22 protein-coding genes are annotated in these 26,742 nt (G+C 70.2%); 14 read left to right on the top strand and 8 right to left on the bottom strand.

Annotation, left to right across the window (positions count from 1 at the left end; genetic code table 11):
• The first annotated feature begins 19 nt into the window (after positions 1 to 19).
• Together ACWEPG_RS05415 and ACWEPG_RS05410 are read left to right on the top strand one after the other, a co-directional pair.
• Entirely contained in the window at positions 20 to 1,546 is a 1,527-nt protein-coding gene (locus ACWEPG_RS05415) for a bifunctional aminoglycoside phosphotransferase/ATP-binding protein (protein WP_452594025.1), read from the top strand.
• Positions 1,543 to 2,499 (top strand): 1-phosphofructokinase family hexose kinase, encoded by a 957-nt coding sequence (locus ACWEPG_RS05410; protein ID WP_452594024.1) that lies wholly within the window; start codon positions 1,543 to 1,545, stop codon positions 2,497 to 2,499. The genes ACWEPG_RS05415 and ACWEPG_RS05410 overlap by 4 nt, the downstream gene beginning before the upstream one ends.
• A 23-nt stretch (positions 2,500 to 2,522) precedes the next feature.
• On the opposite strand, the gene ppsA is transcribed toward ACWEPG_RS05410, so the two are convergent.
• On the bottom strand, positions 2,523 to 4,832 hold the full coding sequence (gene ppsA, locus ACWEPG_RS05405) for a phosphoenolpyruvate synthase (RefSeq protein WP_450113624.1): 2,310 nt from the start codon (positions 4,830 to 4,832) through the stop codon (positions 2,523 to 2,525).
• 191 nt (positions 4,833 to 5,023) lie between these two features.
• Between ppsA and ACWEPG_RS05400 the strand changes: the two genes are divergently transcribed.
• A complete protein-coding gene (locus ACWEPG_RS05400) occupies positions 5,024 to 5,587 on the top strand; it encodes a CBS domain-containing protein (RefSeq protein WP_450113623.1) in 564 nt (187 codons plus the stop codon).
• On the opposite strand, the gene ACWEPG_RS05395 is transcribed toward ACWEPG_RS05400, so the two are convergent.
• Positions 5,559 to 7,007, bottom strand: a complete 1,449-nt coding sequence (locus tag ACWEPG_RS05395; RefSeq protein ID WP_450113622.1) for a wax ester/triacylglycerol synthase domain-containing protein — start codon at positions 7,005 to 7,007, stop codon at positions 5,559 to 5,561. The genes ACWEPG_RS05400 and ACWEPG_RS05395 overlap by 29 nt on opposite strands.
• A gap of 47 nt (positions 7,008 to 7,054) precedes the next feature.
• Positions 7,055 to 7,330: an SHOCT domain-containing protein gene (locus tag ACWEPG_RS05390; RefSeq protein ID WP_450113621.1), complete on the bottom strand. Its 276-nt coding sequence runs from the start codon at positions 7,328 to 7,330 to the stop codon at positions 7,055 to 7,057.
• 257 nt (positions 7,331 to 7,587) lie between these two features.
• On the opposite strand from ACWEPG_RS05390, the gene ACWEPG_RS05385 reads away from it, so the two are divergent.
• On the top strand, positions 7,588 to 8,106 hold the full coding sequence (locus ACWEPG_RS05385; RefSeq protein ID WP_450113620.1) for a flavodoxin family protein: 519 nt from the start codon (positions 7,588 to 7,590) through the stop codon (positions 8,104 to 8,106).
• A 24-nt stretch (positions 8,107 to 8,130) separates the two neighbouring features.
• The gene (locus tag ACWEPG_RS05380; RefSeq protein WP_452594023.1) at positions 8,131 to 9,723 is read left to right on the top strand and encodes an MBL fold metallo-hydrolase RNA specificity domain-containing protein; all 1,593 of its coding nucleotides are present in this window, start codon (positions 8,131 to 8,133) and stop codon (positions 9,721 to 9,723) included.
• A 51-nt stretch (positions 9,724 to 9,774) separates the two neighbouring features.
• On the opposite strand, the gene ACWEPG_RS05375 is transcribed toward ACWEPG_RS05380, so the two are convergent.
• From ACWEPG_RS05375 to ACWEPG_RS05365, 3 genes are all read right to left on the bottom strand, one after another.
• A complete protein-coding gene (locus ACWEPG_RS05375; RefSeq protein WP_450113618.1) occupies positions 9,775 to 10,230 on the bottom strand; it encodes an Hsp20/alpha crystallin family protein in 456 nt (151 codons plus the stop codon).
• A 113-nt stretch (positions 10,231 to 10,343) separates the two neighbouring features.
• A complete protein-coding gene (locus ACWEPG_RS05370; RefSeq protein WP_452594022.1) occupies positions 10,344 to 11,222 on the bottom strand; it encodes a universal stress protein in 879 nt (292 codons plus the stop codon).
• Positions 11,223 to 11,232: 10 nt separating this feature from the next.
• Positions 11,233 to 11,727, bottom strand: coding sequence for an N-acetyltransferase family protein (locus ACWEPG_RS05365; protein WP_450113616.1), 495 nt, complete (start codon positions 11,725 to 11,727; stop codon positions 11,233 to 11,235).
• A 110-nt stretch (positions 11,728 to 11,837) separates the two neighbouring features.
• On the opposite strand from ACWEPG_RS05365, the gene ACWEPG_RS05360 reads away from it, so the two are divergent.
• The 9 genes from ACWEPG_RS05360 to ACWEPG_RS05320 all read left to right on the top strand — a co-directional run bounded on the left by ACWEPG_RS05360 (position 11,838) and on the right by ACWEPG_RS05320 (position 23,162).
• Complete coding sequence (locus ACWEPG_RS05360) at positions 11,838 to 12,482, top strand: response regulator transcription factor (protein WP_450113615.1); 645 nt, start codon at positions 11,838 to 11,840, stop codon at positions 12,480 to 12,482.
• Positions 12,483 to 12,516: 34 nt separating this feature from the next.
• On the top strand, positions 12,517 to 14,235 hold the full coding sequence (locus ACWEPG_RS05355; protein WP_450113614.1) for a sensor histidine kinase: 1,719 nt from the start codon (positions 12,517 to 12,519) through the stop codon (positions 14,233 to 14,235).
• Between the two features lie 96 nt (positions 14,236 to 14,331).
• A complete protein-coding gene (gene otsB / locus ACWEPG_RS05350) occupies positions 14,332 to 17,988 on the top strand; it encodes a trehalose-phosphatase (protein ID WP_450113699.1) in 3,657 nt (1,218 codons plus the stop codon).
• 117 nt (positions 17,989 to 18,105) lie between these two features.
• Entirely contained in the window at positions 18,106 to 19,278 is a 1,173-nt protein-coding gene (locus ACWEPG_RS05345) for a 4Fe-4S dicluster domain-containing protein (protein WP_450113613.1), read from the top strand.
• The gene (locus ACWEPG_RS05340; RefSeq protein ID WP_450113612.1) at positions 19,275 to 19,763 is read left to right on the top strand and encodes a cyclic nucleotide-binding domain-containing protein; all 489 of its coding nucleotides are present in this window, start codon (positions 19,275 to 19,277) and stop codon (positions 19,761 to 19,763) included. The genes ACWEPG_RS05345 and ACWEPG_RS05340 overlap by 4 nt, the downstream gene beginning before the upstream one ends.
• A 25-nt stretch (positions 19,764 to 19,788) precedes the next feature.
• Positions 19,789 to 20,598, top strand: a complete 810-nt coding sequence (locus ACWEPG_RS05335; RefSeq protein WP_450113698.1) for an FAD/NAD(P)-binding protein — start codon at positions 19,789 to 19,791, stop codon at positions 20,596 to 20,598.
• Positions 20,598 to 21,389, top strand: a complete 792-nt coding sequence (locus ACWEPG_RS05330) for an NADH-quinone oxidoreductase subunit B family protein (protein WP_450113611.1) — start codon at positions 20,598 to 20,600, stop codon at positions 21,387 to 21,389. Before ACWEPG_RS05335 ends, ACWEPG_RS05330 begins: the two co-directional genes overlap by 1 nt.
• Positions 21,382 to 22,674, top strand: a complete 1,293-nt coding sequence (locus ACWEPG_RS05325; RefSeq protein ID WP_450113610.1) for a Ni/Fe hydrogenase subunit alpha — start codon at positions 21,382 to 21,384, stop codon at positions 22,672 to 22,674. Before ACWEPG_RS05330 ends, ACWEPG_RS05325 begins: the two co-directional genes overlap by 8 nt.
• Entirely contained in the window at positions 22,671 to 23,162 is a 492-nt protein-coding gene (locus ACWEPG_RS05320; RefSeq protein ID WP_450113609.1) for a hydrogenase maturation protease, read from the top strand. The genes ACWEPG_RS05325 and ACWEPG_RS05320 overlap by 4 nt, the downstream gene beginning before the upstream one ends.
• Here the strand turns inward: ACWEPG_RS05320 and ACWEPG_RS05315 are convergent.
• Together ACWEPG_RS05315 and ACWEPG_RS05310 are read right to left on the bottom strand one after the other, a co-directional pair.
• Positions 23,149 to 25,914: a cation-translocating P-type ATPase gene (locus ACWEPG_RS05315; RefSeq protein WP_452594021.1), complete on the bottom strand. Its 2,766-nt coding sequence runs from the start codon at positions 25,912 to 25,914 to the stop codon at positions 23,149 to 23,151. The two genes, ACWEPG_RS05320 and ACWEPG_RS05315, sit on opposite strands and share 14 nt — an antisense overlap.
• Positions 25,911 to 26,720, bottom strand: coding sequence for an HAD family hydrolase (locus tag ACWEPG_RS05310; protein ID WP_450113607.1), 810 nt, complete (start codon positions 26,718 to 26,720; stop codon positions 25,911 to 25,913). The genes ACWEPG_RS05315 and ACWEPG_RS05310 overlap by 4 nt, the downstream gene beginning before the upstream one ends.
• Between the last annotated feature and the right edge of the window lie 22 nt (positions 26,721 to 26,742).

The following is a 26,742-nucleotide window of genomic DNA, read 5'->3' as shown; positions in this document are numbered from 1 at the left end:
GACGGATCAGGTGAGGCGAATGGTGCGCGCGACCGACCCGGCGCCGCCACCGGCGGCTGTGCGGGAAACCCATACCGCATATGTGTTCATGGTCGGCGACGTGGTCTTCAAGGCGAAGAAGCCGGTGCGGACTGCGTTCCTGGACTTCGGCACGGCGGAGCTGCGGGCGGCGGCGTGCCACCGGGAGGTGGACCTGAACCGGAGACTGTGTCCCGACGTGTATCTGGGTGTCGCCGAGCTGACCGACCCGAACGGCGGCCCGCCGGAGCCGCTGGTGAAGATGCGGCGGATGCCGGACGACCGGCGGCTGGCGACGATGATCGCCGGCGGGGAGGACCCCGCAGTGCACCTGGATGCCCTCGCCCGCCTGCTGGTCCGCTTCCACCGTCGGTGCCGGCGCGGCGCCGACGTCGACCGGGACGCGACGCGGGACGCTGTCCTCACGCGCTGGCGGGACAACGTCGACGAGGTTCGGGGATACGATGCGGACCTCCTCCCACGGGCGGAGATCGACGAGATCGAGTGTCGCGCGCACGACTATCTGGCCGGTCGCGGTGACCTGTTCGCCGAGCGGATCGCCGATGGACGGATCGTCGACGGCCATGGCGACCTGCTGGCCGAAGACATCTTCTGTCTCCCGGACGGTCCGCGGATCCTCGACTGCCTCGACTTCGATGATCGCCTCCGTCATCTCGACGTGATCGATGACCTCGCCTGTCTGGTGATGGATCTGGAGTATCTGGGCCGGGCGGATCTGGGGGCGGGTCTCCTCGCTCGCGTTCGGGCGGAGTCCAGCGACGATCCGCCGCGGTCGCTGGTCAATCACTTCGTCGCGTATCGGGCGTTCGTGCGGGCCAAGGTCGCGGCCCTGCGCCACACACAGGGCGCCCCGACGGCGCGGGCGGATGCCCGCAGGCACTGTGGCCTGGCAGTGCGCCACCTCCGGCGGGGCACTGTGCGGCTGGGCCTGGTCGGCGGCTTGCCGGGCACCGGAAAGTCCACGCTGTCGCGTGCTCTCGGAGAGGACGCCGGTGCGGCCGTCCTGTCCAGTGACCAGGTACGGAAGCAGCTGGCGGGCGTGGACCCGCGGCAGTCCTGCCCGACCGAGTACGGGCACGGCCTGTACACGCGTGAGATGACCGATCGGACTTACACAGAACTGCTCGGGCGGGCGTCAGAACTGCTCGGCCGGGGCATGTCGGTTGTGCTCGACGCCTCGTGGATCGATCCGAGGTACACCGAGTGGGCGCAGTCGGTTGCGCGCCGCACGCGGAGCGAGTTGATAGAGATCGAGTGCGTGGCGCCGCGGTCCGTTGCCCTGGAGCGGGTCGCCGGGCGGCCACGTGGTGAGTCGGATGCGAACGCCGAGGTGTACGACGCGATGGCGGCGCGCCTCCGGCATCGGCCGGCGGCGACCCGGATCGACACGACGACCGAGCTGCGTGCGGCGACGGACGCCGCCCTGGCTCGATGGAATGCACCGGAGGAGCCACAGCACGATCCGGCCCGGCGGGCCGGCGACCCGCCGTCAGGAGGCCCCGGATGACCGACGTCGTCACGCTGACCATGAATCCGGCCCTCGACATCGCGACCACCACCGGGCGGGTCGTCCCGACGGACAAGATGCGTTGCGGCGAGCCGCGCCGGGACCCTGGCGGCGGCGGAATCAATGTCGCCCGGGTCTTGACGGTGCTCGGCGAACCCGCGCTTGCGGTGTTCCCCTCCGGCGGGCACAGTGGCCGCGCGCTGGAGGATCTCCTGGCCTCCGAGCGGGTCCACAGTCGGACCGTCACGATGCGGCGATCGACCCGGGAGTGCTTCACCGTCAATGAGGAGCGGACCGGGCTGCAGTATCGGTTCGTGTTGCCCGGACCGACCCTCACTTCCCTCGAGGTCGATTCGTGCCTCGACCGGTTGACCTCCGCGGCGGCGGGTGCGCGATACGTCGTCGCGAGTGGAAGCCTGCCCCCTGGGGTGCCGGCGGACTTCTATCAGACCGTCGCCGACGCGGTGTCGGATCTGGGTACGCGCCTGGTCCTGGACACGTCGGGGCCGCCGTTGCGCGCGCTCCGTCGCGGGGTATATCTCCTCAAACCCAGCATCCGCGAGTTACGTGACTGCGTCGGGCGGGACCTGCGATCCGTTGACGACCAGGTCGCCGCCGCGCGGGATCTCGTCGATCGGGGGGTCTGCGCTGTGGTGGTGCTGTCGCTGGGCGCGGAGGGTGCGGTACACGTGACGGCCGACGACGCCGAGTACTGCCCGTCCGTCGAGGTACCAGTGGTCAGCGGCGTCGGGGCGGGTGACAGCCTGGTGGCGGGCATCGTGTTCGGCCTGGTCAGGGGGTGGGCGTTGCGGGACGCGGTGCGGTACGGCGTCGCGGCCGGTGCGGCGACGCTCGGCAGTCCCGGGACCGCACTGTGTACTCGGGCGGACATCGATCGCTGCCACGAGCAGTTGATCCGCCGCATCGCGGTGGGCGGCCCCGTCGAGGGCTGATCGGGTCGGTGCGGCCGGGTTCTTCAGTTGTCGGCAGCGCGGGCACGGTCCAGCAGGATCCGGCGTTCGGCGGCGGCGATCACGCGCCGGGTGTGAGCGACCGCGTCCGGTGTCACCGAGACCGAGTTGATCCCCTGTCGGACGAGGTGCTCGGCCAGGGCCGGGTTCGTCGACACCGCCTGACCGCACAGTGACGTTGTCATTCCGGCGCGGGTGGCCCGTTCGATGATCGTGCCGATGGCGTCGAGCACGGCCGGGTCCATCGTGTCGAACAGGTCTCGGCAGATCTCGGAGTCGCGATCGACGCCGAGGACGAGTTGGGTCAGGTCGTTCGTGCCGATGGAGACGCCGTCGATGCCGAGGGTCGCGTAGTGCGGGATCCAGTAGGCGACGGACGGGACCTCGGCCATGATCCAGCGGTGCATCCGCCGGTCCGATCCGAGTGGATGTGCGTCGAGGTGCCGGAGGCAGCTCTCGAGTTCCCACCGGGTGCGCACGAACGGGATCATCAGGTGCACGTTCGGGCTGCGTTGCCGGACGGTGTGGACCACGTCGAGGTCGAGTCCGAACAGTTCCGGTTCGCGGACGTATCGGTAGCAGCCGCGGTAGCCGATCATCGGGTTGTCCTCGGAGGGTTCGACGTCCCCGCCGGACAGGTTCGCGAACTCGTTGGTGCGCAGATCGATCGCCCGGTATACGACCGGCCGGGGTGCGAAGGCCGCGGCGATGCGGTGGACACCGTCCGCCATCTTCGCGACGTACTCGTCGCGCCTGCCCTCGGCGAGCAGTCTCGCGGGATGCATCCCCTGCAGCGCGTCCATGATCATGAACTCGGCGCGCAGGAGACCGACCCCGTCGACATCGGTTGCCGCGACGCGTTCGGCGGCCTCGGGCGTCGCCAGGTTGGCGTACACCGCCGTCGCGGTCGTCTCCATCCACGTGGTCCCACCTCGATCGGGCGGAATTGAGGGCGCCGCGGGGCGCGTTGGCGTGGCCGCGGCGCCCTCCGACACGGTGCCCGCGTCGCCGTCGACGGTGACGACGGTCCCGTCGACGAGAGTGGTCGTGGCGGTCCGGGTCCCGACGATGACGGGGCGGCCCAGTTCGCGACCGACGATCGCGGCGTGGCACGTGATGCCGCCCCCGTCCGTGACGATCGCCGCCGCGCGGCGCAGCACGGGAAGCCAGTCGGGCCGGGTCATCGGGGCGACGAGGATGTCGCCGTCGTGCAGCAGGTGCGCGTCGGCGACCGACAGGAGCACGCGAACCGGCCCGGACACGGTCCCCGGGCTGGCGCCGAGTCCCTGTGCCAGGATCCGCCCTGTCGGGGCCGACGGACCTGTCTCGGCCCGCTCCGGGTGGCCCCCGAGGGTGGTGATCGGGCGGGTCTGGACGAGCCAGAGGTCGTCGCCGGCGAACGCGAACTCGAGGTCCTGCGGCGCCTGGTAGTGCTGCTCCACCGACACGGCGAGGCGTGCGAGTCCTTCGAGCTGGTCGTCGGTGAGCACCCGCTTGCCTCGGTCGGCCGGCGCGATTTCGGTGCGGTGCTCGCCGCCTGCGTCGGCCGTGATGGCGAAGGCCTGCGACCCGATGTGTGTGTCGAGGACCCTGAGCCCGTCCTTCGCCACGACGTAGGTGTCCGGCTCCACCTGGCCCCCGACCACGACCTCCCCGAGGCCGGCGGCGGCCTCCACGACCACGCGATCACGGTCCCCACTTCGAGGGTCGGCGGTGAAGGCGACTCCCGAACTCTCCGAGTCCACCATGGTCTGGACGACCACCGCGATCGCCGGCTCCGCGTCGTACGCCTGGACACTGCGGTAGGTCAGGGCCCGTTCCGACCACAACGACGCCCAGCACTTGCGGACTGCCTCGACGAGGGCATCCGCGCCGACGACGTTGGTGAAGCTGTCGTGGATGCCTGCGAACGAGGTGTCCGCGGCGTCCTCCCCCGGCGCCGATGAACGCACCGCGACCCGTACCGCGTCGCCGAGGTCGTGGTAGGCCGACACGATGCGGGCGCGAAGCTCGTCGGGCACCGGTGCGCCGAGCGCGAGCGCGCGCAACTCGCGCGCGGCGGCGGTGAGTTCGTCCTCCCCGGTCCCGGCGGCGGGAACGCTCCTGGCGCGCAAAGTGTCCCGCACGCCGGCCTCCGCCATCGTGTCCAGGTAGGCGTCCTTGGTCAGGACGAATCCGGCGGGGACGGGGAAGCCGGCGTGCGTCAGCTCGCCGAGATTCGCCGCCTTGCCGCCCACGCTGGGTGTGTCGGGCAGACCGATCCGGTCGATCGGGCGCACCCACCGGTTCTCGACTACTGCTGGGGTGGTGGCCATCGGAACTCCTCACCGTTTCCCACCAGCCAACACCGAGGCAGGCCGGTCGCACAGGGCCGAAAGTCACCGCTGCCGGCCCCCGGCCACCCGGCGGCTCGCTCGCGGGTCGTCGGGACGGTCAGGAAGGGTCGAATGGCCCTTTCGGCGGACACGTCGGGTGGTGACGCTGGATCTCGAGGGAAGGAGTCGTGATGCATGCGCGGCACATCATGAGCAGTCCGGTCACCACCGTGACACCGGCGACTTCGGTCGACGAATGCCTCCGTCTCGTCGAGGAGTTCGGATACACCGTCCTGCCCGTGGTCGACGACGCCCAGAAGCTGGTGGGCATCGTCTCCGAGGGCGACCTCCTCCGCGAGAAGTTCCGCACGCCGCGCCCGGTCGACGAGGCCGTCGCGGAGGCGATGACCAGTCCGGTGGTCGCGATGACCCCGGACGCCGACGTCAGCGACCTCGCCTCCGCGATGCTGCGGTCGGGATTGCGCGGGATACCCATCGTCCACGACCACGACGTGGTCGGGATCGTGACCCGGCGGGATCTGATCGGCGTGCTGGCAATGGACGACGGTCACATTCAGCGGGAGGTGCAGCACCGGCTGGACGTGTACGCGGGAACCCGACGCTGGACGGTCGCGGTCGCCGAAGGCCGAGCGGAGATCGCCGGCCTGACCGACGCCGATCCGGAACTGGGGGTCGTCACGGCGCTGGCGGAGACCGTTCCCGGTGTCACCGAGGTTCGGTTCGCCCAGGCGTGAGCCGCGCGGATCCGCCGGGGCCGGTGGCCCTCATCGGATCGAGAACCACGGCTGTGCCCGGGGTGTCCGGGCACAGCGCGAGCACGTCCCGGAATCCGCCGGCGAGCGATTCGGTGAGCGTACCGAGGTCGGGGACGGAAGCGGTGTCGGCGTTGATCCCGACACCGCACCAGGACGTGTAGGACAGCAGCGTGACATTGAAGGCCGAGCCCAGGGTGGGGCTGAACGCGTAGTAGCGGAGCACCTCCGCCCCGGCGGTGAACAGCGGTATCGGTGAACCCGGCACGTTCGAGGCGAGGAAGTCGACGTGCTTGAGCATGTTGCCCAAGGTCGCTGCCGGGAGCAGGTTCAGAGCGCCGGCGATGGCGGGCGAGAGCGCCACCGCGGGCTCGTGTCGCATATGGTCGACGACCGAATGGACGTGGTGGATCAGATCGGCGGGATCGTCGATGTCGGTGCGCAACGCGAATCGCGCGAGCGTGATCCGGTTGCCGCCCAGGGGGTCCTCGTCTGTGCGCAGGCTGATGGGCATGGTCAGCCGCAATTCGTGCACGTCCGCCCCGTGATGGCGGTGGTATCGCGCCATACCCAGCAACACCGATGCGAGGAATCCGTCGTTGACGGAGCCGCCGCCCGCCGCGGCAGCCCGGTCGAGCGCCTGCATCGAGACGTCGAGCACCGCGAGTCGTCGACGGGTGCTGCGAGCGGTCATCACCGGGGACAGCGTGCTCAGGATCGGACGCGTGAACCGCGTCGTCGACATCACCGCGGTGACGTTGTCGCGCAGCGTGCTTGCCGGGTGCCGCGCGAATCCCACACTCTGTCTGGCCAGCGTCGTCGACGCCTGCCGAACCAGCCGGCCCGCGGTGTCCCGGTACCAGTCGAGCCCGCCGGGGAAATGCGATGTCGCCGCGTCCGTTGCGGCAGGCGCAGCGACGCGGGACGCGTCGTGCGGTCCGCCTTCCCTGGTGAAATCCACGATCTCCCGGGCGATCTGCATGCCCCCGACCCCGTCGGTGAGGCTGTGATGCACCTTCATCACGAGGGCGGTACGGCCGGAATCGAGCCCGCTCAGCAGGGTGAACTCCCACAGCGGACGGTCCTTGTCGAACGCCGTCATCGCGGCAACCCGCGCGAAGTCGAGCACACCGTCCCAGCCACCCGGCTCCGGCACGGCGAGTCGGCGCAGATGCCAGTGCAGGTCGAAGTCGGGGTCGTCCACCCAGCGGGGCGGGGCCGGACCCAACCGGTCTCTGACCGCCTTGCGCCGGAAGATCGGGATCTGCCGTGTCGCCCGCTCCATCATCTCGACGAATCGTGCCCAGTCGGGGTGCCGATCGAGCAGCGCGACGGCGACGATCGTCGAACGCAGGATCGGGTCCGCTTCCATCCGCCACGACAGGTGATCCGTCTGCGTCATGTGGTTCATCCGACCGCCTCACTCGCGATGGTGGCTGCGACCGGCGATCACGGTGATTGCTCGGCCCGCAACGTCTGCATGCGCTCCTGGTACTCCGCCGTGTCGATCTCTCCGCGCGCGAACCTCTCGGCCAGAACCTGTTCGGCTGCGCCGCCCGAAACGGGTGGGGGCGCCGGGGGTGGGTTGTGGCCCGCATAGCGGATCAGCGCGACGACAGCCAGAGCCAGCACCCCCCAGAAGAGCGCCATGCCGATCAGCATCAGCGCATAGCCCCACCCCCATCCACCGGGTCCGTACATGTACATCACAGCCAGGCCTCCCACTCTGCACGTCGCTGCGCCGGGACCGGGTACAGCCCACTGCACCCCGCTTGTTCAGTGTCCCGCGTCCCCGTCGTCCGCCACAGGGTCTTTCGGCCCAACCCGGGGGCGGGTGCTCGTCCGGTGACGATGCCGCGGGAGTGTGTATGGGGTCGTTCGGCCCTAGCCCGACCCGGGACCGGCGGGTTCGATGGCAGGCAGAGGCGTGCACACGTTGGAGTTGAACGACGCGCCACGGGATTCTCGAGGGAGGAATCGTCATGCGCACACTCGTCGTCTACGAGTCGATGTTCGGAAACACTCGTCACGTGGCAGAGGCGATCGCCCGGGGTATCGGCGCCTCGGGCGAGGTGAAGACCGTCGCGGCGTCGCGCGCCGATCAGGAGGATCTGTCCGGCTACGACCTGCTGGTTGTCGGCGGTCCGACGCACGCACACGGGATGAGTCGCCCGTCGACGCGCCGCGGAGCGGAGAAGACCGCCGCCAAACCCGACAGCGAGGTGGAACTCGAACCGGACGCGGAGAGCGAGGGCATCCGCGAGTGGCTCTCGTCGTTGTCGCCCGCGCACGGCCACGCGGCCACGTTCGACACCCGCGGGGACGCGCCCGCGTTCCTGACCGGAAGGGCGTCGAAGGGAATCGGGAAGAAGCTTCGGCACCTGGGATACGACCTCGTCGCGGAGTCGGAGAGCTTCCTCGTCGACAAGGAGTCGCACCTGGAGGCGGGCGAGGAGGACCGAGCCGAGCAGTGGGGCCGCTCGCTCGCCCAGCAACCCTGACACCGGTCAGGATCGGAGACCTCGATGACGGATCACGTGAATCTGACCTTTCACGGGGCGGCGAAGACGGTGACCGGCTCGTGCATGGAGCTTTCCACCAACGGGACCAGGATCCTGGTCGACTGCGGTCTGTTCCAGGGGTCACGCAGCCTCGAGACGCTGAACCACAGCGCGTTCGCGTTCGACCCGCACGAGATCGACGCGGTTGTCGTGACCCATGCCCACATCGACCACTGCGGGCTCCTGCCCAAACTGGTGGCCCGAGGTTATGGCGGATCGATCTTCTGCACCGACCAGACCGCGGATCTGCTGGAGTACATGCTTGCCGATGCCGGACGAATCCAGGAGTTCGAGGCGTCCCGCCGAAACCGTCGGCGTGATCGCGTCGGCGAGGACTCCTTCACCCCGCTGTACACCGAACGAGACGCCGTCATGACATGGCAGCGGACGCGCCCGGTGCCGCTCGGCGAGTGGTTCGCTCCCGCACCCGGCGCACGGGTTCGGCTGTGGAATGCGGGGCACATTCTCGGAGCCAGTTCGGCGGAGGTCGAACTGGCCGGTGTCCGCGTGTTCTGTTCCGGCGACCTCGGTCCGCGGAACAAGGCCTTTCACACCGGGCCCGCGGGGCCCTCCGGTGTGGATCACGTTGTCTGTGAATCCACCTATGGCGGCCGCGCACGGGCACGGCTGACCATCGCCGAACGGCGCGGCCTGCTCGAGGACGAGGTCAACCGGGCGATCGCTCGCGGCGGCAATCTGTTGATTCCTGCGTTCGCCCTCGAGCGGACGCAGGAACTGCTGCTCGACATCGCATGCCTGGTCGAGGAGAATCGAATTCCCAAAGTGCCGGTTTTCGTGGACTCACCGTTGGCGACCCACGCCACCCGGGTGTTCGCCAGGCATGCGCGGGAACTCGAGGATCTCGGTGGGAGGGACATCTTCCACCATCCCGCGATTCATTACGTGGACAACGCCGCCGCCTCCGCACGGATAAACGACATGTCGGGAGTGATCGTCATCGCGGCCTCGGGTATGTGCGAGGCGGGGCGCATCCGCCATCACCTCGTGCAGAATCTGCCCAGGCAGGATTCCACTGTTCTGTTCGTCGGGTTCCAGGCTCAGGGGTCGCTCGGTCGTGTGATCCTCGACGGCGCGCGGCGAGTGCGGATCTCGGGCACGGATATCAACGTGCGGGCTCGGATTCGACGGATCGACAGCTACTCCGCACACGCCGACCAGACCGAGCTGCAGGACTGGATCAGGGAACGCAAGCCGATCTCGGGCAGCCTCTTCCTGACCCATGGTGAGCCGACGGCGCTGGCGGCGCTGGCCCAACTCGTTGCGGAGGAGGACCCGTCCCTGAACGTCGTCACCCCGGAGATCGGCGAAGGCTACCGGCTACGGCCCGGAACCCCCGCGACGCTGGTCCAGACCGCCCGTTCGGACGCGGCGCAACTGGTCGGCCGGGACTGGCAGAACGACTACGCGGATTTCACGGTGACACTCAAACAGCACCTGGCCCTGATCGAGGATCCCGAGGATCGGCAAACGGCCATCGCCGAGATGCGGAAGATACTCGACGGATACGCCGAGCGGCGCACGCGGGCCCACGGCTGATCACGCACGGCGTTCCAGCCGCAGGGCGCGCTGCGCAGGTACCGCTCGACCCTACTTCCCCGCCTCTCCGCCCGCCTTGATCTCGACGTGCTTCGCCGGGGCCGGGGCCTCGGCCACCGGAACCGTCACCGTGAGGATCCCATCGGCGTAGGTCGCGTCGATGGCGTCCTCGTTCGCGCCCGCAGGCAACGGCATCGAACGGTAGAAGCTGCCGTAGTGGAACTCCGACCGCAGGCCCTCTTCCTGCCTTTCGGTGCGTTCGGCCTTGATGGTCAGCTGGCCGTCCCGGACGCTGATGTCGACATCCTTGGCCGGATCCACCCCGGGCAGTTCGGCACGCAACGTGTACCGGCCCTCGGCGAGATGCTCCTCGACCCGGATCATGTGACCCTCGATCGCCGTCCATGGCGACATCGACTCGAACCGGGCCACGAGGTCCGACCAGTCCGGCATCGCGGGCCAGATCGACGGTGGCTGGGTGGGACGGTGTGGCGACAGCATGCCCATGATTTCCTCCTTGCGCGACAACACTGTTCCGACCCCTTCACGTCACACCCCGGGGCCGGCGGGCGATAGGGCCGAGTGTCGTCGGGCCGGGGACCCATGTCACCGCCGCCCGCTCAGTGCGGTGCGTGCACGACCAGCAGCGGGCAAGTCACGGTGTGTATCAGTGCCCGGCTCGTGGAGCCGAGCAGCAGGCCGGCGAATCCACCGCGGCCCCGGCTTCCGACCACCACCAGCTGCGCCTGTGCCGACTGCTCGGCGAGCTCTCGTGCGGGCTTGTCCTTGACCACGACCCGGCGGACGCGGACGTCGGGAAAGTTCTCGCCGAAACCCGCGAGGCGCTCCGCGAGCTGCGCGTGTTCCCGCTGGTGAATCGACTTCCAGTCCAGTCCGCGGTCCGCGTTGAGCAAACTCGCGAGGTTGGTGTCCGACCATGCGTGGACCGCGACGAGTTCGACGCCGCGCAGTGACGCCTCGGTGAATGCCTCCGCGAGCGCTGGTTCGCTGTTCCGGGTGCCGTCGACACCGACGACAACCGGGCCGCATTCGGGTTCGGCGCGTTCTGGGATCACCGCGACCGGACAGCGGGCGTGTGCGGCGACCGCGGGACCGACCGAACGCGGACGGTCACCCGCCTCGTCGCCGAGCCCGCGTGAGCCGACGGCCAGCAGGCCCGCGGTGGCGGAGCGCTCGAGCAGGATGCCGGCGGGGTGACCCCACGTCAGCTCTGCGTCGATGTCCAGCGGGTGCGGTTCCGCCGCCGCGCGTGCCACCTCGAGCGCGTGCGACAGGAGGCGGTTGCCCTCGCGTTCGTGATCGTCGACGAATGCTTGCGGCAGACCGGCAGGCACCCCGTGCTTGCCCGCGACGAACACGGTCGAGATCAGGTGCAGCGGCGCCGAGCGTCGTACCGCAGCGCGCGCCGCCCAGTTGACCGCGTCGAAGGCGGAGTCGGACCCGTCCACTCCCACCACTATCGGAGCGTGCGTGTTCATGACGTTCTCCTCAGTGCGATCTCGACAGCGCGATCTCGACGTGCACGACGCTCCCCTCCCGCGAACGCGTCGTCGGCAGACCGGTTTCGTCGATGACCTTCAGCATCGTGACGTTCTCGAGCAGCACCTCCGCGACGAGCGTGCGGATGCCACGCTCCCGGGCCATCTCGGCGAGGCGCGCCAGCAGCGTGGTGCCGATGCCATGGAGTTGGTGATCGTGCCTGACGATCATGGCGATCTCCGCGGTTTCCGGGTCGTCGAGAACCACGAGATTCGCGACGCCGACCAACTCGCCCGCGTCGAATGCGCCGACGGCGCCGTGCCGCCGGTCGACCGCGGCGAGCCTGGACACCAGTGGCGCGAGATTCTTGGGCCGCGCGGCGAGGAACCGCAGATATCCGTCGTGCTGGTCCAGGGACTCGTGCAATTCGACGACCGCCGGGGCGTCGTCGGCCGTCAGGGCCCGGATCCGGATCGGGGCGATCGCTCGCTCGACGTCCGTCATGCGACGACGGTAGTCCCGACCGCTTCGGTTGCCCAGCCTCACCGGCGTCGACCCTGCACCCGGCGGCCGGAACTGACGTACGGTGATACCCGGGAGCGGGAGGTTTCCGCATGATCAAGGTCTTCCTGGTCGACGATCACGAGGTCGTGCGCCGGGGATTGGTCGAACTACTGGCCTCGGATCCCGAACTGGAGGTCGTCGGCGAGGCGGGGACCTGTGCCGCTGCACTGGCCCGGATACCGGCTCTGCGACCGGACGTGGCGGTGCTCGACGTGCGACTACCCGATGGCAGCGGCATTGAGCTGTGCCGCGAACTGATGGCCCGACTGCCCATGCTGCACTGCCTGATCCTGACCTCCTTCACCGACGAGGAGGCGATCCTCAGTTCGATCCTGGCCGGCGCGAGCGGCTACGTGGTCAAGGACATCAAGGGATTCGAACTGGTCAGGGCGGTGCACGAGGTCGGCGCGGGCAAGTCCATGCTCGACAGCAACGCCGCCGCCGCGCTGATGTCGAAGCTACGGGCGTCGGAGGCGGAGGACACCGGTCCCTTCTCCGGCCTCTCGGACCAGGAGCGGACGCTGCTCGAGCTGCTCGGGGAGGGCCTGACCAATCGGCAGATCGCGGCCCGCATGTTCCTGGCCGAGAAGACCGTCAAGAACTATGTTTCGCGTCTGCTCACCAAACTGGGCGTCGAACGGCGCACGCAGGCCGCCGTGCTGGCGGCGAAGGTGGAACCCCGGGCACGCTCGTGACCGCCGCACCACGATCCATGACAGGAGGTGAACCGTGACCGGGAAGGCCCGGGACGGGAGCGCGGACCTGGTACTCGGGTACCTCACGAGGGACGCTCGCTCGACCCCGTCGGACGTCCGGGGCCGGGTGCTCGAAATCGTGCGCGCGAGACAGAATGTCGACGGCCTGCTCGGTGCGATCCTGGCGGTGGCCTCCGGGCTCGATCTCGACGACACCCTGCGCACCATCGTGCACGCGGCGATCGGCCTGGTGGACGCGCGGTACGGCGCGCTCGGTGTGCTCGGCCCCGGGGACGAACTCGTCGAGTTCATCTACGAGGGGATCGACGAGCAAACCCGCGAGCTGATCGGCGACCTGCCCCGCGGCCGCGGCGTTCTCGGCGTCCTGACGACCGATCCCGAACCGATTCGGATCGCGGACCTGTCGACCCACCCGGCGGCGGTGGGATTCCCCGCCCACCACCCGCCGATGCGCACGTTCCTCGGTGTTCCCGTGCAGACACGCGACACCGTGTTCGGGAACCTGTATCTCACGGAGAAGGCGGACGGGAAGCAGTTCACCGCCGACGACGAGGTCGTCCTCGAAGCCCTGGCCGCCGCGGCGGGCATCGCGATCGAGAATGCCCGGCTGTACGCACTGTCCCAGACCAAGCAGTCCTGGCTCGAAGCCACCCGCGAGATCACCTTGGCATTGTTGGCCGGGAACGAGCCACCGGTGGTCCTCCAGGTCGTCGCGGACAAGATGCTGGAACTGACCGGGTCGTCCTGCGTCCTGCTCGCGGTCCCGGACGATCCCGACGCCGAGCAGGAGTCGGTGACCGAGTTGGTGGTGAGCGTGGCGGCCGGGACGACACCGGTCGACGTCGTCGGCCGCCGGATTCCGCTGTCCGGACCGGGATTGGGCGAGGCGTTCCGCACCCGGCAACCCGTGTGCGCCGACCGGTTGACGCTCGACCCCGGTCCGAACGCGGTCACCTTGCCCGGTGCGTCACTCGCGCTGCCGCTGCGCGCTGCAAACGCGGTCTCCGGCGTGCTCGTGTGTCTTCGCGGGACACGCGGAGAACCCTTCGACGCGGACGAGCTGTCGCGGATGTCGGCATTCGCCGATCACGCCGCGGTGGCGCTCACGCTCGCGAACGCGCAACGCCAGATGCGTGAGCTCGACGTGCTGGCCGACCGCGATCGCATCGCCCGTGACCTCCACGACCATGTCATCCAGCGCCTGTTCGCCGCCGGTTTGTCGCTGCAGGGAACCGTGCAGCGCGCAAAGTCTCCGGACGTACACAGGCGGCTGCTCGGCACCGTGGACGAACTCCAGGAGATCATCGAGGACATCCGTTCGGCGATCTTCGACCTGCACGAGGGCGAGGCCGGGGTCACTCGGCTCCGGAGTCGACTGCACCAGGTGATCGCCGACGTCACCGCCGATTCCGGCCTCCGGACCACTGTGCACATGTCGGGTCCGCTCTCCGCCCTGGCACCGGATCTGGCCGACCATGCCGAGGCGGTGCTACGAGAGGCGCTGAGCAACGTGGTCCGCCACGCCAAGGCCACCGCGGTCACCGTCACCGTCACCGTCGACGACGACCTGCTCCTCGAGATCTCCGACAACGGAAGGGGAATCGCGCGCGGCGAACCCGGGCGAGGTCTCGACAACCTCCACTCGCGCGCCGAGGCCGCCGGTGGAACGGTCACGGTCGACAGCACAGCGATGGAGGGCACCACCGTCCGCTGGCGGGCCCCGGTGCGCTGACGGCCCACTTCCCCACCGGGCCTGCACACCCCGGCCGGATCTCGTTCTCTGTTCGGGAACAGGGAAAAACGCGTGCGCGACGTGGATACTGAGAAGGTGATCCGCCCGGTCATCGATCTGCGCTATCACCGTGCCGTCATTTTCGCCGCCGACGTGGTGGTGGACCCGGCCGACCCGACGCGGTGCGCCGAATCCGTTGTCGCACTGGCGGAACGGTTGCACGGCGCCGGCGTCCTGTGTGCGGTGGTCGCGAGCGGTGAGACGCTCGGCCGGTGCGAGGCAGCCGGAATCGGCAGGTGGTTTCCGGTGAGGATCGGTGATGCGACGCCGCAGGACGCTGCCGTTGAACTCGGCGTCGCGCTGACCGGAGCAGTGCTCGTCGCCTCTGGTGAGGATGTCGTGGCCGAGGCGCGCGGTGCCGGCTTCGCCCTCGTCGTCGCCGTCGACCGGGCGGAGCGCGGCGACGAGTTGCTGCGCCGCGGCGCGGACGTGGTCGTGCGAGACGCCGCCGAGATCGAACTTCGGGTCGGTGACCGGCGACTGAGCGAGATTCCCGGTGCCCTGACCGAGCGGCGCGCGCTCACCGCGCCGCTTCGCGTGTGCCGGCCCGCCGTGTTCCTCGATTTCGACGGCACGTTGTCCGAGGTGGTGCCGGACCCGGCGGCGGCCGTGCCGGTCGACGGCGTGGCGGCCGCCCTGACGCGGCTCGTGGCCGAATGCCCCGTGGCGGTGATCAGCGGACGCGATCTCGCCGACATTCGGGCGCGGGTCGGGGTGCCCGGCATCTGGTACGGGGGAAGCCACGGTCTCGAACTCGTGGGGCCCGCGGGTCAGCGGTACGAGAATTCGGACGCGCTCGCGGCGATCCCCGTGCTCGATCGGGTGGCCCGGCAGCTCGAGCAGCGTCTGCGACACATCCCCGGGGTGTTCGTCGAGCACAAGCGGTTCGCGGTCGCGGTGCACTACCGGAACGTGGGCGACGACCACGTCGGCGAGGTCGTGGCCGTGGTGTCCGAAGTGGCAGGCGGTGAGGCCACGCTCCGAATCTCCAGTGGCCGCAAGGTGATCGAACTCCGTCCGAATCTGGACTGGGACAAGGGCCGGGCGTTGCGCTGGATCCTCGAGCGCGTCGTCGATCGGGACGTCGACACCGGGGCGATTCTTCCGATCTACGTCGGAGACGACCTCACCGACGAGGATGCCTTCGATGCGTTGCCGAACCGGGCCGTCGGCATCGTGGTGCGGAGCCCGGAATCCGGAAATCGGTGGTCGGCGGCGCGCTTCGCGGTGGACGGCCCGGTCGAGGTCCGCGAGCTGCTCGAGCGACTGGCCGAGATCGCGGAACTCGACTCCCCGACCGCGCCGAGGGACGGGGCCTGGATTCTCCACTTCGACGGCTACGACCCGGCGGCCGAGAAACTGCGCGAAGCGATCTGCACGGTCGGCAACGGGTACTTCGCCAGCCGTGGTTGTGCACCCGAATCGGTGGCCGGCCGCGGGCACTACCCGGGCACCTACGTGGCGGGCCTCTACAACCGCCTGGGCGACGAACGTGCGGGCGTGGTCATCTCGAACGAGAGCCTGGTGAACGCGCCGAACTGGCTGCCGACGACGTTCCGCGTCGACGGCGGGCCGTGGTTCGACGTCGACACGGTCGACCTGCTCGAGCACCGGCAGGACCTCAACCTGAGACGGGCTGTGCTGACGAGGCGGATCCGCTGCCGCGACGCGGCGGGCCGGACGACGACGCTGCTCCAGCGGCGGTTCGTGGCTATGCACAGTCCGCACGTCTGCGCGCTGCAGACGGTCATCGTCGCCGAGGACTGGTCCGGGACCGTCGAAGTGCGGTCGGCTCTGGACGGTTCGGTCCGGAACAGCCTGGTCGATCGCTATCGCGATCTCGCAGGCACCCACCTCGAACGGGTCCAGGCGGTGGAGCTGGCGCCGGACTCGGTGTTGCTGACCGTCCAAACCAACCAGTCGCGCGTCCCGGTGGCGATGGCGGCCCGAACGACGGTGCGACGAGACGGTGAACTGTGCGAAGGCGGGCGCCGGTGGTTCGACACCGACGGTGTCGTCGGCCACGACATCGTCGTCCACCTCGCGGCCGGCCAATCCGTCACGGTGGAGAAGACGGTGACCCTCTTCACCGGACACGACCACGCGGTCTCCGACCCCGCCGACGAGGCGGCGCGCCTGCTGCCCGGGCTCCGTGGATTCGACAGCCTGCTGGCCGGGCACGCCCTGGCCTGGGAGCACCTGTGGGACCGGGTCGGTATCGACATCGCGGGGCAGGTGGAAGCGTCGCGGATCCTGCGGTTCCACTTCCTGCACCTGCTGCAGACGGTCTCCCGGATCACGGCCGATCTGGACGTCGGTATCCCGGCCCGCGGGTTGCACGGCGAGGCCTATCGCGGTCACATCTTCTGGGACGAGTTGTTCGTCTTCCCGGTGCTGACGCTGCGGGGTCCGGCATTGACGCGGTCTTTGCTGCTGTACCGGTTTCGCCGGCTGCCCGAGGCCCGCCGCGCTGCCCGGGCGGCGGGCCACCGCGGCGCGATGTTCCCGTGGCAGTCGGGCAGCGACGGCCGCGAGGAGAGCCAGCAACTGCATCTGAACCCGCGGTCGGGCCGGTGGCTTCCGGACACCAGTTGGCGGCAACGCCACATCGGCATCGCGGTGGCGTACAACGTGTGGCAGTACTACCAGATCAGCGGCGACGTCGAGTTCCTCGCGTACTTCGGCGCCGAGATGCTGATCGAGATCGCCCGTTTCTTCGCCAGTGTGGCGTCGTACGACCGGTCACGGTCCCGGTTCGTCATCCGGGGTGTGATGGGGCCGGACGAGTTCCATTCCGGCTACCCGGATGCGCCCCAGGACGGGATCGACAACAACGCCTACACCAATGTCATGGCGGTGTGGGTGATCTTGCGCGCTTTCGACGCATTGGATGCGGTCACCGAGCCGGACCGAACGGAACTCGTCAACCGTCTCCATCTGGATGCACCGGAGCTGGCCCGGTGGGAGGAGATCAGTCGCCGCATGTTCGTGCCCTTCCACGATCGGGTGATCAGCCAGTTCGAGGGGTACGGCGATCTGAGCGAACTCGACTGGGACCGCTACCGGCGGCGGTACGGGGACATCCGGCGGCTCGACCGGATCCTCGAGGCCGAGGACGACGACGTCAACCGCTACCGCGCGTCGAAGCAGGCGGACGTGCTGATGCTGTTCTACCTCCTCTCCGCCGACGAACTGCGAGACCTGTTCGGGAGGCTGGGATATCGGCTCGATCCCGAGGACATTCCGCGGACGGTCGACTACTACCTCGACCGGACGTCCCACGGCTCGACGTTGAGCGCGGTGGTGCACTCCTGGGTGCTCGCGCGCGGCAACCGCGAGAAGGCGATGGCGTTCTTCGAAAGCGTGCTCGCCTCCGACATCACCGACATCCAGGGTGGTACGACGGCCGAAGGGATCCACCTGGCGGCGATGGCCGGCAGCGTGGACCTGCTGCAGCGGTGTTTCACCGGCCTGGAGACACGCGGCGACAGGCTGGTTCTCGGCCCGCAGTGGCCGGAGTCCATGGGGGCGCTGGAGTTTCCGATCTTCTACCGCGGTCACCAGCTGTGGTTGACGGTGAGCGGGCGCAGCGTGGAGGTGCGGGCCGCGGCCGGCAATCAGCGACCGATCGAGATCGAGTGCCGCGGCCAGGTCGTCGAACTGCGGCCGGGTGCCACCGTCAGGCTCAGCTAGCCGCACGATTGACCGGCGCGAGGACACCGCCGATACTGGGAATTTACCGGTACGGCCGAACCAACGGCGGACATCGAGCGGCGCAAGACGATCCGCTCGCGACGCGAGGAGGGGCCTGTGGAGGGCACCCGGCATCCCGATCAGCAGCAGCCCGACCCCGCGCCGGGCGGAGCGGTGCTCGACCGGCGCGGACTCGACGACCTGGTCACGGTGCTGCGTGGCGACGGCTATCGGGTGATCGGCCCGACCTTCGACGACAACGCCATCGTCCTGCGCGAGCTCGAGAACGGTGACCAACTCCCGGACGGGTGGGGCGTCACCACGGCGCCCGGCCGGTACCGCGTGCACCGGCGTGACGACGGGGCGGTGTTCGGGCACTCGTCGGGTCCGCAGTCGTGGAAGCAGTACCTGCATCCGCCGCGCAGGCAGCTGTGGTCGACGAGCGGGGACGACGAGTTCCGTCCGCCACCCGACGAGGAGGTGTCCTACGCGTTCCTCGGTGTCCGAGGCTGTGACCTGGCGGCCATTCGTACGTTGCGGACCGTCCTGGCCGGCGGAGGCGACGGCCGGACCGCGGCGCTGTTCGCGCGGCTGTTCGTCGTCGCGGTGGACTGCACGGAGCCGGGCGGGGTGTGCTTCTGCGCGTCCATGGGCACCGGTCCCGGAGCCGCGGGCGACTACGACCTGCGGTTGACCGAACGCCTGACCGACGGTGCTCCGCACTATCTCGTCGACGTCGGGACGAGTCGGGGCGCGGAGGTCCTGGCGCGGGTGCCGCACGCGCCCGCCGCACCCGAGGAGGTCGACCGCGCCGCGCAGGAGGTGTGCGCGGCCGCGGACCGGATGGGCCGGCAGATGCCCGACGTCGATCTCCGCGAGCTGCTGCGCACCGCCCGCGATGCCGACGTGTGGGACGACGTGGCGTCCCGATGTCTGACCTGCGGCAACTGCACGATGGTGTGCCCGACGTGCTTCTGCACGAGCGTCGAGGACGTCACCGACCTCACCGGAACGGGTTCCGAACGCTGGCAGCGGTGGGCCTCGTGCTTCGAACCCGAGTTCTCCCACCTGCACGGGGGTGACGTCCGGGAATCGGGGCAGAGCCGCTACCGCCAGTGGATCTCGCACAAGCTCGGCACCTGGTACGACCAGTTCGGCTCGTCGGGGTGCGTGGGTTGCGGACGGTGCATCGACTGGTGTCCCGTCGGCATCGACATCACCGAGGAGGCCGCTCGCCTGGCCGAGGCGTTCCCGGCCGTCGGCGCGGATCCCACCCGGGGATCGGGATGAATTCCACTGCACCCGAGCAGGTTCCGATGTTGGCCGGGCTGGATCCGGAGCATCTGCGAGCGCTGTTGGGGTTGTCGCGGCTGGTGGAGTTCGCCGCCGGGGAGAACGTCTTCCGGGAGGGCGACCTCGCGCAGCGGCTCTGGCTGGTGCGCGGTGGTCGGGTCCTGCTGCACACCCATGTTCCCGGGCGCGGCGACGTGCCCATCGAGACGCTCGGGGTCGGCGACGTGCTGGGCTGGTCGTGGATGACCGCTCCCTACCGGTGGCATTTCGCCGCCACCGCGCGGTCCGCTGCGCGCGCGCACGAGATCGATGCGGAGCTGCTGCGCGAGGCGAGCGCGGTGGACCCGGTGTTCGGGTACGCGGTCGCGTGCGCGTTGTCCGGTGCGCTGGTCGACCGGCTCCAGGCCACCCGGGCCCGGCTGCTGGACCTGTACGGCGAACCGCAGGCGTCACCGCCTCGCACCGACCGGGGCACGCGGTGACGACGTGAGGACCGCGACGGATCCGATGGTGCCCACCCGGTATCTGGTGCGCGACCGGGTGACCGAGACCCACGATTCGGTCACCCTCTCCCTCGTCCCGATCGGTGCGCCGCTGCCCGATTCCACGCCCGGGCAGTTCATGATGCTCGCCGCCCCCGGCATCGGCGAGGTCGCGGTCTCGATCAGCGGCGCGCCGGGCGGCGGGGAACTTCAGCACACCGTCCGCGCGGTCGGTGCGGTCAGTCGCGCTCTGCACGACGCCCCCGTGGGTTCGACCCTCGGCGTGCGGGGCCCGTTCGGCACCGGATGGGAGCTCGGTTCGTGCCGCGGCCGCGACGTGGTCGTCGTGGCCGGTGGTGTCGGGCTGGCGGCCGTGCGGTTCGCGGTCCTGGCGATCCTCGCGGCGCGTGACGCCTTCCGCCGGGTTGTTCTGGTCGTCGGTGCCCGTGGCCCCGACGAGTTCCTGTTCCGGCGCGAACTGGGTGCGTGGTCCGCCGCCGGGGCCATCGACGTGGAGACCACCGTCGACCGGCCGAGCAGCGACTGGGACGGCCCGGTCGGGTTCGTCACCGAACCGCTCGGGCGGCTGCGTCTGGACCCGGGCCGGACGACGGCCCTGCTGTGCGGCCCGGAACCGATGATGCGGTTCGCGGCGCGGGTGCTGATCGGCAAAGGGGTGGCCGCGGCGGACATCCGCGTCTCCCTGGAACGGAACATGCAGTGCGGCACGGCCCTGTGCGGGCACTGCCAGCTCGGCGAGCTCCTGCTCTGCCGCGACGGCCCGGTCGTCGACTACACCGTTGCCGGGGCACTTCTCCACGTGCGGGAGCTGTGATGACGAAACCGACCCTGGCGGTGTGGAAGTTCGCGTCCTGCGACGGATGCCAGCTCTCGCTGCTCGACTGCGAGGACGAACTGCTCGGACTGTCCGAGGAGGTGACCATCGCCCACTTCATGGAGTTCTCCAGCGCGACTGTCGACGGGCCCTACGACCTCTCGCTCGTCGAGGGATCGATCACCACCGCTACGGACGTGGACCGGATCCACCGTATCCGGGACCGGTCCCGGATGCTGGTGACGATCGGGGCCTGCGCGACGGCGGGCGGGATCCAGGCGTTGCGCAACTTCGCCGACGTCGAGGAGTTCGCGTCCCACGTCTACGCCTCACCCGAGTACATCGACACCCTCGCGACGTCAACGCCGATCGCCGCCCACGTGCACGTCGACCACGAGCTCCGCGGCTGCCCCATCGACCGGCGCCAGCTCCTCGAGGTGCTGACCGCGTTCCTGGCCGGCCGGCGTCCGGACACCCCCGCGACCAGCGTCTGCAACGAATGCAAGCGCCGCGGCCTGACCTGTGTGATGGTCGCGGACGGGACGCCGTGTCTCGGTCCGGTCACCCACGCCGGCTGCGGTGCGCTGTGCCCCGCTCAGGACCGCGGCTGCTACGGGTGCTTCGGCCCGATGAAGGGGCCGAACCTCGCCTCGATGGCGGCCTGGTTGCGCATCTGCGGCATGGACGACGCGGCCATCGACCGGGTGCTGGCCACCTTCAACGTCGCCGCACCCGAGTTCGCCGCCTACACCCACGGCGAGCCCGACCGGCCGGGGACCGGCGATGGGTGACGAGGACAGGCGACTGATCGTGCGCGCCCTCGCCCGCGTCGAGGGCGAGGGCAGGCTCCGGGTCACGGTCCAGGGCGGCCGGGTCGAACGGGCCGAGCTGAGCATCTACGAACCGCCCCGGTTCTTCGAATCGTTCCTGCGCGGCCGGGACTTTCGCGAGCCGCCGGATCTCACCTCCCGGATCTGCGGGATCTGCCCGGTCGCCTACCAGGTCAGTGCGTGCAACGCCATCGAGGACGCGTGCGCGGCGCCTCCCGACGACGCCGTGGTCCGGCTGCGCCGGCTGCTCTACTGCGGAGAGTGGATCGCCAGCCACGTGCTGCACATCTACTTCCTGCACGCCCCGGACTTCGCGGGCGTCGCCGACTCGATCGCGCTCGCCCGCACCGACCGTGCCCGGGTCGAGACCGGACTGCGGCTCAAGAAGGCGGGCAACGCGATCCTCGAACAGCTCGGCGGTCGCCCGATCCACCCCGTCAACGTCCGCGTCGGCGGCTTCTACCGCACACCCACCCGCGACGAGCTCGCTCCGCTCGCCGAGCAGCTGCGCCGCGCCCTCGACGACGCCCTCGACACGGTCGCCTGGGCCGCCGGCTTCGACTTCCCCGATCGCGAACTCCCCTACGAGATGATCGCGCTGACGGAACCCGACCGATACGCCATCGAGTCCGGGACCGTGCACACCTCGTCCGGTGCCCGGTTCCCGGCCGCGGACTTCCCCGCCCACGTCGTCGAACACCAGGTTCCGCACTCCACCGCGCTGCACGCCCGGCTCGACGGCGAACGGGTCCTGGCCGGACCGCTCGCCCGGTACTCGCTGGGCAGCGCGAGGCTGTCGGTGACCGCGCGGCAGGCCGCCGCGGCGGCGGGACTCGGCGATGTGTGCCGGAACCCGTTCCGCAGCATCGTCGTCCGGGCCGTCGAGGTGGTCTACGCGGTCGACGAGGCGCTGCGGTTGATCGCGTCCTACGAGCGGCCTCCGCGGCCGGCGCGCGACGTCCGCCCCCGGGCGGCGACCGGTCACGGGGTCAGCGAAGCCCCCCGCGGACTCCTCTACCACCGGTACGACGTCGACGGGGACGGCGTCATCCGCGATGCGGTCATCGTGCCGCCGACCTCGCAGAACCAGTCGGCAATCGAGCACGAGCTCGCGGGTGTGGTCGAGCGGCACCTCGACCTCGACGACGCGGAGCTCACCGCCCTGTGTGAGCGGACGATCCGCAATCACGACCCGTGCATCTCCTGCGCCACACACTTTCTCGACCTCACGGTGGATCGTCGATGACCGCGGTGCTGATCGCGCTGGGCGACGAGTTCCGCCGCGACGACGGCGTGGGACCGGCCCTGGCCCGGAGCCTGCACCGGGACGGCGTTCCCGCCCGGACCCTGATCTCGCCCGGTGACCCGATCGAGCTGATCGAGGCGTGGAGCGGCGCCCGGGTGGCCGTCGTGCTCGACGCGCTGCGGATGCCGCACCCGCGACCGGGACGGGTGCACGTGCTCGCCGCCGCCGATCTGCCCGTCGCCACCGCCGGGACCCACGGGTTCGACCTGGGCGCGGCGATCGCCCTGGGCGGGGCCCTCGGCCGCATGCCGGCCCGGCTGGTGATCGTTGCCGTGGAGGTCGCCGACGTCGCGCCGGGCCGGGGCCTGTCGCCCGCGGTCGCCGCCGCCGCCCCCGCGGTCGCGCGCGCGGTCGCCGCGGCGCTGTCCGCGGACGCCGAGCCCCGCATGGAGCACCCGGATCCGGTCGCCGGTGTCACCGATCGGTGACCGGTGCCGCCCTCCGGCGCGCCAGCCACCGCAAGGCCTCGTCGACGCCCCACACGATGAACGGCAGCGGCAGCAGCGCCGCCACCTGCCAGGGCTGCGGAGTGACGGTGCCGAAGACGCGTTGCAGGAACGGGACCGTGACGACCAACGCGGCGAAACACAGTTCGAAAGCGATGCCCCACAACAACAGCGGATTCGTGGCGAACCCGATCCGGGCGAGCGATGCCCGTCGGGTGCGTGCGGCGGTGGCGGTGCCGATCTGGCAGGCGACGATCCCGAGGAAGGTCATCGTGGTGGCCTGCTGCCAGGTGTGATGCAGCGGCCCCGACCCGAGGTCGGCCCCGATCGTCCACCCGCCCGCGACGAGCGTCGCGGCGAACAGGGCCATCACCAGAACCGCCGATACGCCTCCGAGGACGCCCCACGCGCGCAACAGCATCGGACCGTCGATCACCGGCTGGGACCGCGGTCTCGGTGCGCGCTCCATCAGCCCGGGTTCCGCGGGTTCGCGCCCCAACGCGAGCGCGGGCAGGGTCTCGGTGCCCAGGTCGATGGCGAGGATCTGCATGATCGTCAGCGGCAGCGGAACCGCTCCCCCGGTGAGGGCGTAGATCAGGAAGGGCACGACCTCCGGCGTCGCGTGCGCGAAGATGTAGACGATGAACTTGCGCACGTTGTCGTAGACCTGCCTGCCGGCCTCGACGGCGCTGACGATGGTCGCGAAGTTGTCGTCGGTGAGCACCATGGTGGCCGCTTCCCGTGCGACGTCGGTACCCGAACGACCCATGGCGACACCGATGTCGGCGCTGCGGAGCGCGGGTGCGTCGTTGACGCCGTCGCCGGTCATCGCGACGATGTGTCCCTGCGCCTGCAACGCATCGGTGATGCGCAGTTTCGATTCCGGTGAACTGCGCGCGAAGACCAGCTCACCCTCCGTGGCGAGCATCGCGTCGAGTTCGTGATCGGACATCCGGTCCATCTCGTGTCCGCCGATCACCCGGAGACCGCCCCGACCGATGCCCACGCCCTCCGCGATGCCCCGCGCGGTCAACGCGTGATCTCCCGTCACCACGACGAGGCGGATCCCGGCCGTGTGGCAGCGCGTGACGGCGTCGGCGACCTCCGGCCGCGGCGGGTCGACCATGGCCGCGACCCCGAGGAAGACCAGATCGCGTTCCGCCTCGTCACGGCCGAGCCCGGCCGCGGTGGCGGCGTCGAGGCGACGGTCCGCCAGCGCGAGCAGCCGCCGGCCCTGCCGGGCCCAGGGCGTCACCGACGCGTCGATGTCGGCGCGGTCGGCGTCCGTGAGTGCACGGTCGGCGTCCCGGCCGACGGCGATCCGGGTGCAGCGCGCGAGAACCTCCTCCGGCGCACCCTTGGTGTGCACCCGCGCTCCGTCGTTGGTCGCGTCGATGGTGGACATGCGCCGGAGGTTCGGGTCGAAGTGGAAGTGCGCGATCCGATCGCGGTGATCGCTGCGGGGATCGACGCCGAGCTGCTCGGCGGCGTGTAGCAGCGCCAACTCGGTCTGGTCACCGACCTCGTCGCCGCCCGGCCCGGCCAGTTCGGCGTTGCTGCAGGACACGGCGGCCCGAGCGAGGCGGTCCAGGGCCGAGCCCGGGGCGACGACGACCGTCCGGTCGAAGTCGAGGACACCGTCGGTGGTCCGGATCCGGTCCACCCGCATGCGATTGAGGGTGAGGGTGCCGGTCTTGTCGGTGCAGATCACGCTCGTCGATCCGAGGGTTTCCACCGCCGAGATCCGTTTGACCAGCGCTCCCTGCCGGGCCAGGGCACGCACACCGACCGCAAGGGCGAGCGTGATGGTCGGCAGCAGGCCCTCGGGGACGTTCGCGACCAGGAGCCCGATCGCGAAGGTGACGGCGTCGCCGAACGACAGTCCGGCCGCCAGGGTGCCGAGAGGAATGAACGCGATCCCCATCCCGACCGCGACCACGGCGATGAGCCGGGCGACCCGCTTCACCTGCCGCTCCAGTGGGCTCTCCTCGTGTCGAACTCGCTGGGAGAGCGCGGCGATACGGCCGAGTTCGGTGCGCATCCCGGTGGCGAACACGACCGCGGTGGCTTCGCCCGCGGTACAGGTGGTTCCACTGAAGACGATGTCCCTGGCCCGGATGAGCGGGACGTGACTGTCCGCGATGTCGACGGCCACCGCGACCGGTGCGGATTCCCCGGTCAGTGTGGACGTGTCGACCTCGAGCGAGCCCGTGAGCAACCTGGCGTCGGCGGACACCCGGTCCCCCTCGCCGACGACCATCACATCCCCGGGGACGAGCTCACGCGCGTCGATCTGCCGTTCCGCACCGTCGCGGAGGACCCGGGCATGCGGAGGCAGGTAGGCCGACAGCGCCTCGACCGCCTGTTCCGCATGGCGTTCCTGGACGAAGGCGAAGCCCGCGTTCAGGAGGATCACGACGACGATCGCGACGGCCAGCGGTCCCGAGCCGGACAGCGCGGCGAGGACGGTGGCCAACCACAGCAGCAGCGCGAGCGGATGGACGAGTTGGCGGAGCAGTTCCCGCCACCACGGTTCACCGGCCTGTCGCACCAGTTCGTTGGTCCCGGTCACGGTCAGCCGCCGCTCGGCCTCGCGCCCGGACAGGCCTTCGCGACGCGACCGCAGGTCACGCAGGAGGCGGTCCAGTGCCTCCTGGGGATCGGCGGACGGCGGTGGCGCCGCAACCGTGGTGGTGGACGAATGGAGGTAGGAGTGGTGCGCCGACCGGCTCACGCGTGGCCGGTCCGATCGGGGGCACCCGTGGTCTCGAACGTCCAGGACAGGGCGTCGACGCCGGGCACGACGACATCCGCGCCGCTGCGCCGAAGCGCTGCCGCGTGTCCCGCGGGCGCGAGCCCGACGACGAGGCCGAATCCGCCGCGGCGGGCGGCCGTGACACCGGATTCGGCGTCCTCGATCACGATCGCGTCGCCCGGGTGCAGCCGCAGCCGCCGCGCCGCTTCGAGGAAAAGCGCGGGGTCCGGCTTCCCCGGCAGCGCGAGCCGGTGGGCGTCGTGCCCGTCGACCCGGCAGTCGATCGCGTCGGTCAGTCCCGCGCGGGACAGCACAGCGGCGGCGTTCCGGCTGGCACTGACGACCGCGACGGGCACCCCCGCGCGGCCCAGCCGGTCGATGAGGTCCACGGTCGGTGCAATCGGGTGCGGTCCCTCCGCGTCGAGCAGGTCGTGGAACATCCGGTCCTTGCGCTCCGCCAGCCCGGACACGGTCTCGACCTCGCGCCCACCGCGTGTGGCGGGCTCCTCCGGGAGGATGATCGAGCGCGAGGCGAGGAAGGACCGCACCCCGTCGGCCCGATTCTTCCCGTCGACGTAGGACAGGTAGTCCTGCGCGCTGAAGGCCGGCTGTGCAGGGTGGCATCGGGTGAGGAAGTCGTCGAACACCGCCGCCCATGCTCGGCGGTGCAGGGTCGCGGTGTCGGTGATCACCCCGTCGAGGTCGAAGATCACCGCGCGGAACTCCCGGCCGCGCACCCGCACACAGGGGTCAGCTGAGGCGCCACCCGCGTCGGTCGGTTTCACGTTCAGTCCTCCCGTCTTGTAC

The organism is Rhodococcus sp. NPDC004095, assembly GCF_053604015.1.
Note: the sequence above shows the minus strand (reverse complement) of the source record. Positions and strands in the feature narration are given on the sequence as shown.

Bases quoted from the DNA above. Each gene is read 5' to 3' on its own strand.
- ACWEPG_RS05415 (WP_452594025.1), top strand. From the start codon at position 20: ATGGTGCGCGCGACCGACCCGGCGCCGCCACCGGCGGCTGTGCGGGAA.
- ACWEPG_RS05410 (WP_452594024.1), top strand. From the start codon at position 1,543: ATGACCGACGTCGTCACGCTGACCATGAATCCGGCCCTCGACATCGCG.
- ppsA (WP_450113624.1), bottom strand. From the start codon at position 4,832: ATGGCCACCACCCCAGCAGTAGTCGAGAACCGGTGGGTGCGCCCGATC.
- ACWEPG_RS05400 (WP_450113623.1), top strand. From the start codon at position 5,024: ATGCATGCGCGGCACATCATGAGCAGTCCGGTCACCACCGTGACACCG.
- ACWEPG_RS05395 (WP_450113622.1), bottom strand. From the start codon at position 7,007: ATGACGCAGACGGATCACCTGTCGTGGCGGATGGAAGCGGACCCGATC.
- ACWEPG_RS05385 (WP_450113620.1), top strand. From the start codon at position 7,588: ATGCGCACACTCGTCGTCTACGAGTCGATGTTCGGAAACACTCGTCAC.
- ACWEPG_RS05380 (WP_452594023.1), top strand. From the start codon at position 8,131: ATGACGGATCACGTGAATCTGACCTTTCACGGGGCGGCGAAGACGGTG.
- ACWEPG_RS05375 (WP_450113618.1), bottom strand. From the start codon at position 10,230: ATGGGCATGCTGTCGCCACACCGTCCCACCCAGCCACCGTCGATCTGG.
- ACWEPG_RS05370 (WP_452594022.1), bottom strand. From the start codon at position 11,222: ATGAACACGCACGCTCCGATAGTGGTGGGAGTGGACGGGTCCGACTCC.
- ACWEPG_RS05365 (WP_450113616.1), bottom strand. From the start codon at position 11,727: ATGACGGACGTCGAGCGAGCGATCGCCCCGATCCGGATCCGGGCCCTG.
- ACWEPG_RS05360 (WP_450113615.1), top strand. From the start codon at position 11,838: ATGATCAAGGTCTTCCTGGTCGACGATCACGAGGTCGTGCGCCGGGGA.
- ACWEPG_RS05340 (WP_450113612.1), top strand. From the start codon at position 19,275: ATGAATTCCACTGCACCCGAGCAGGTTCCGATGTTGGCCGGGCTGGAT.
- ACWEPG_RS05335 (WP_450113698.1), top strand. From the start codon at position 19,789: ATGGTGCCCACCCGGTATCTGGTGCGCGACCGGGTGACCGAGACCCAC.
- ACWEPG_RS05330 (WP_450113611.1), top strand. From the start codon at position 20,598: ATGACGAAACCGACCCTGGCGGTGTGGAAGTTCGCGTCCTGCGACGGA.
- ACWEPG_RS05325 (WP_450113610.1), top strand. From the start codon at position 21,382: ATGGGTGACGAGGACAGGCGACTGATCGTGCGCGCCCTCGCCCGCGTC.
- ACWEPG_RS05320 (WP_450113609.1), top strand. From the start codon at position 22,671: ATGACCGCGGTGCTGATCGCGCTGGGCGACGAGTTCCGCCGCGACGAC.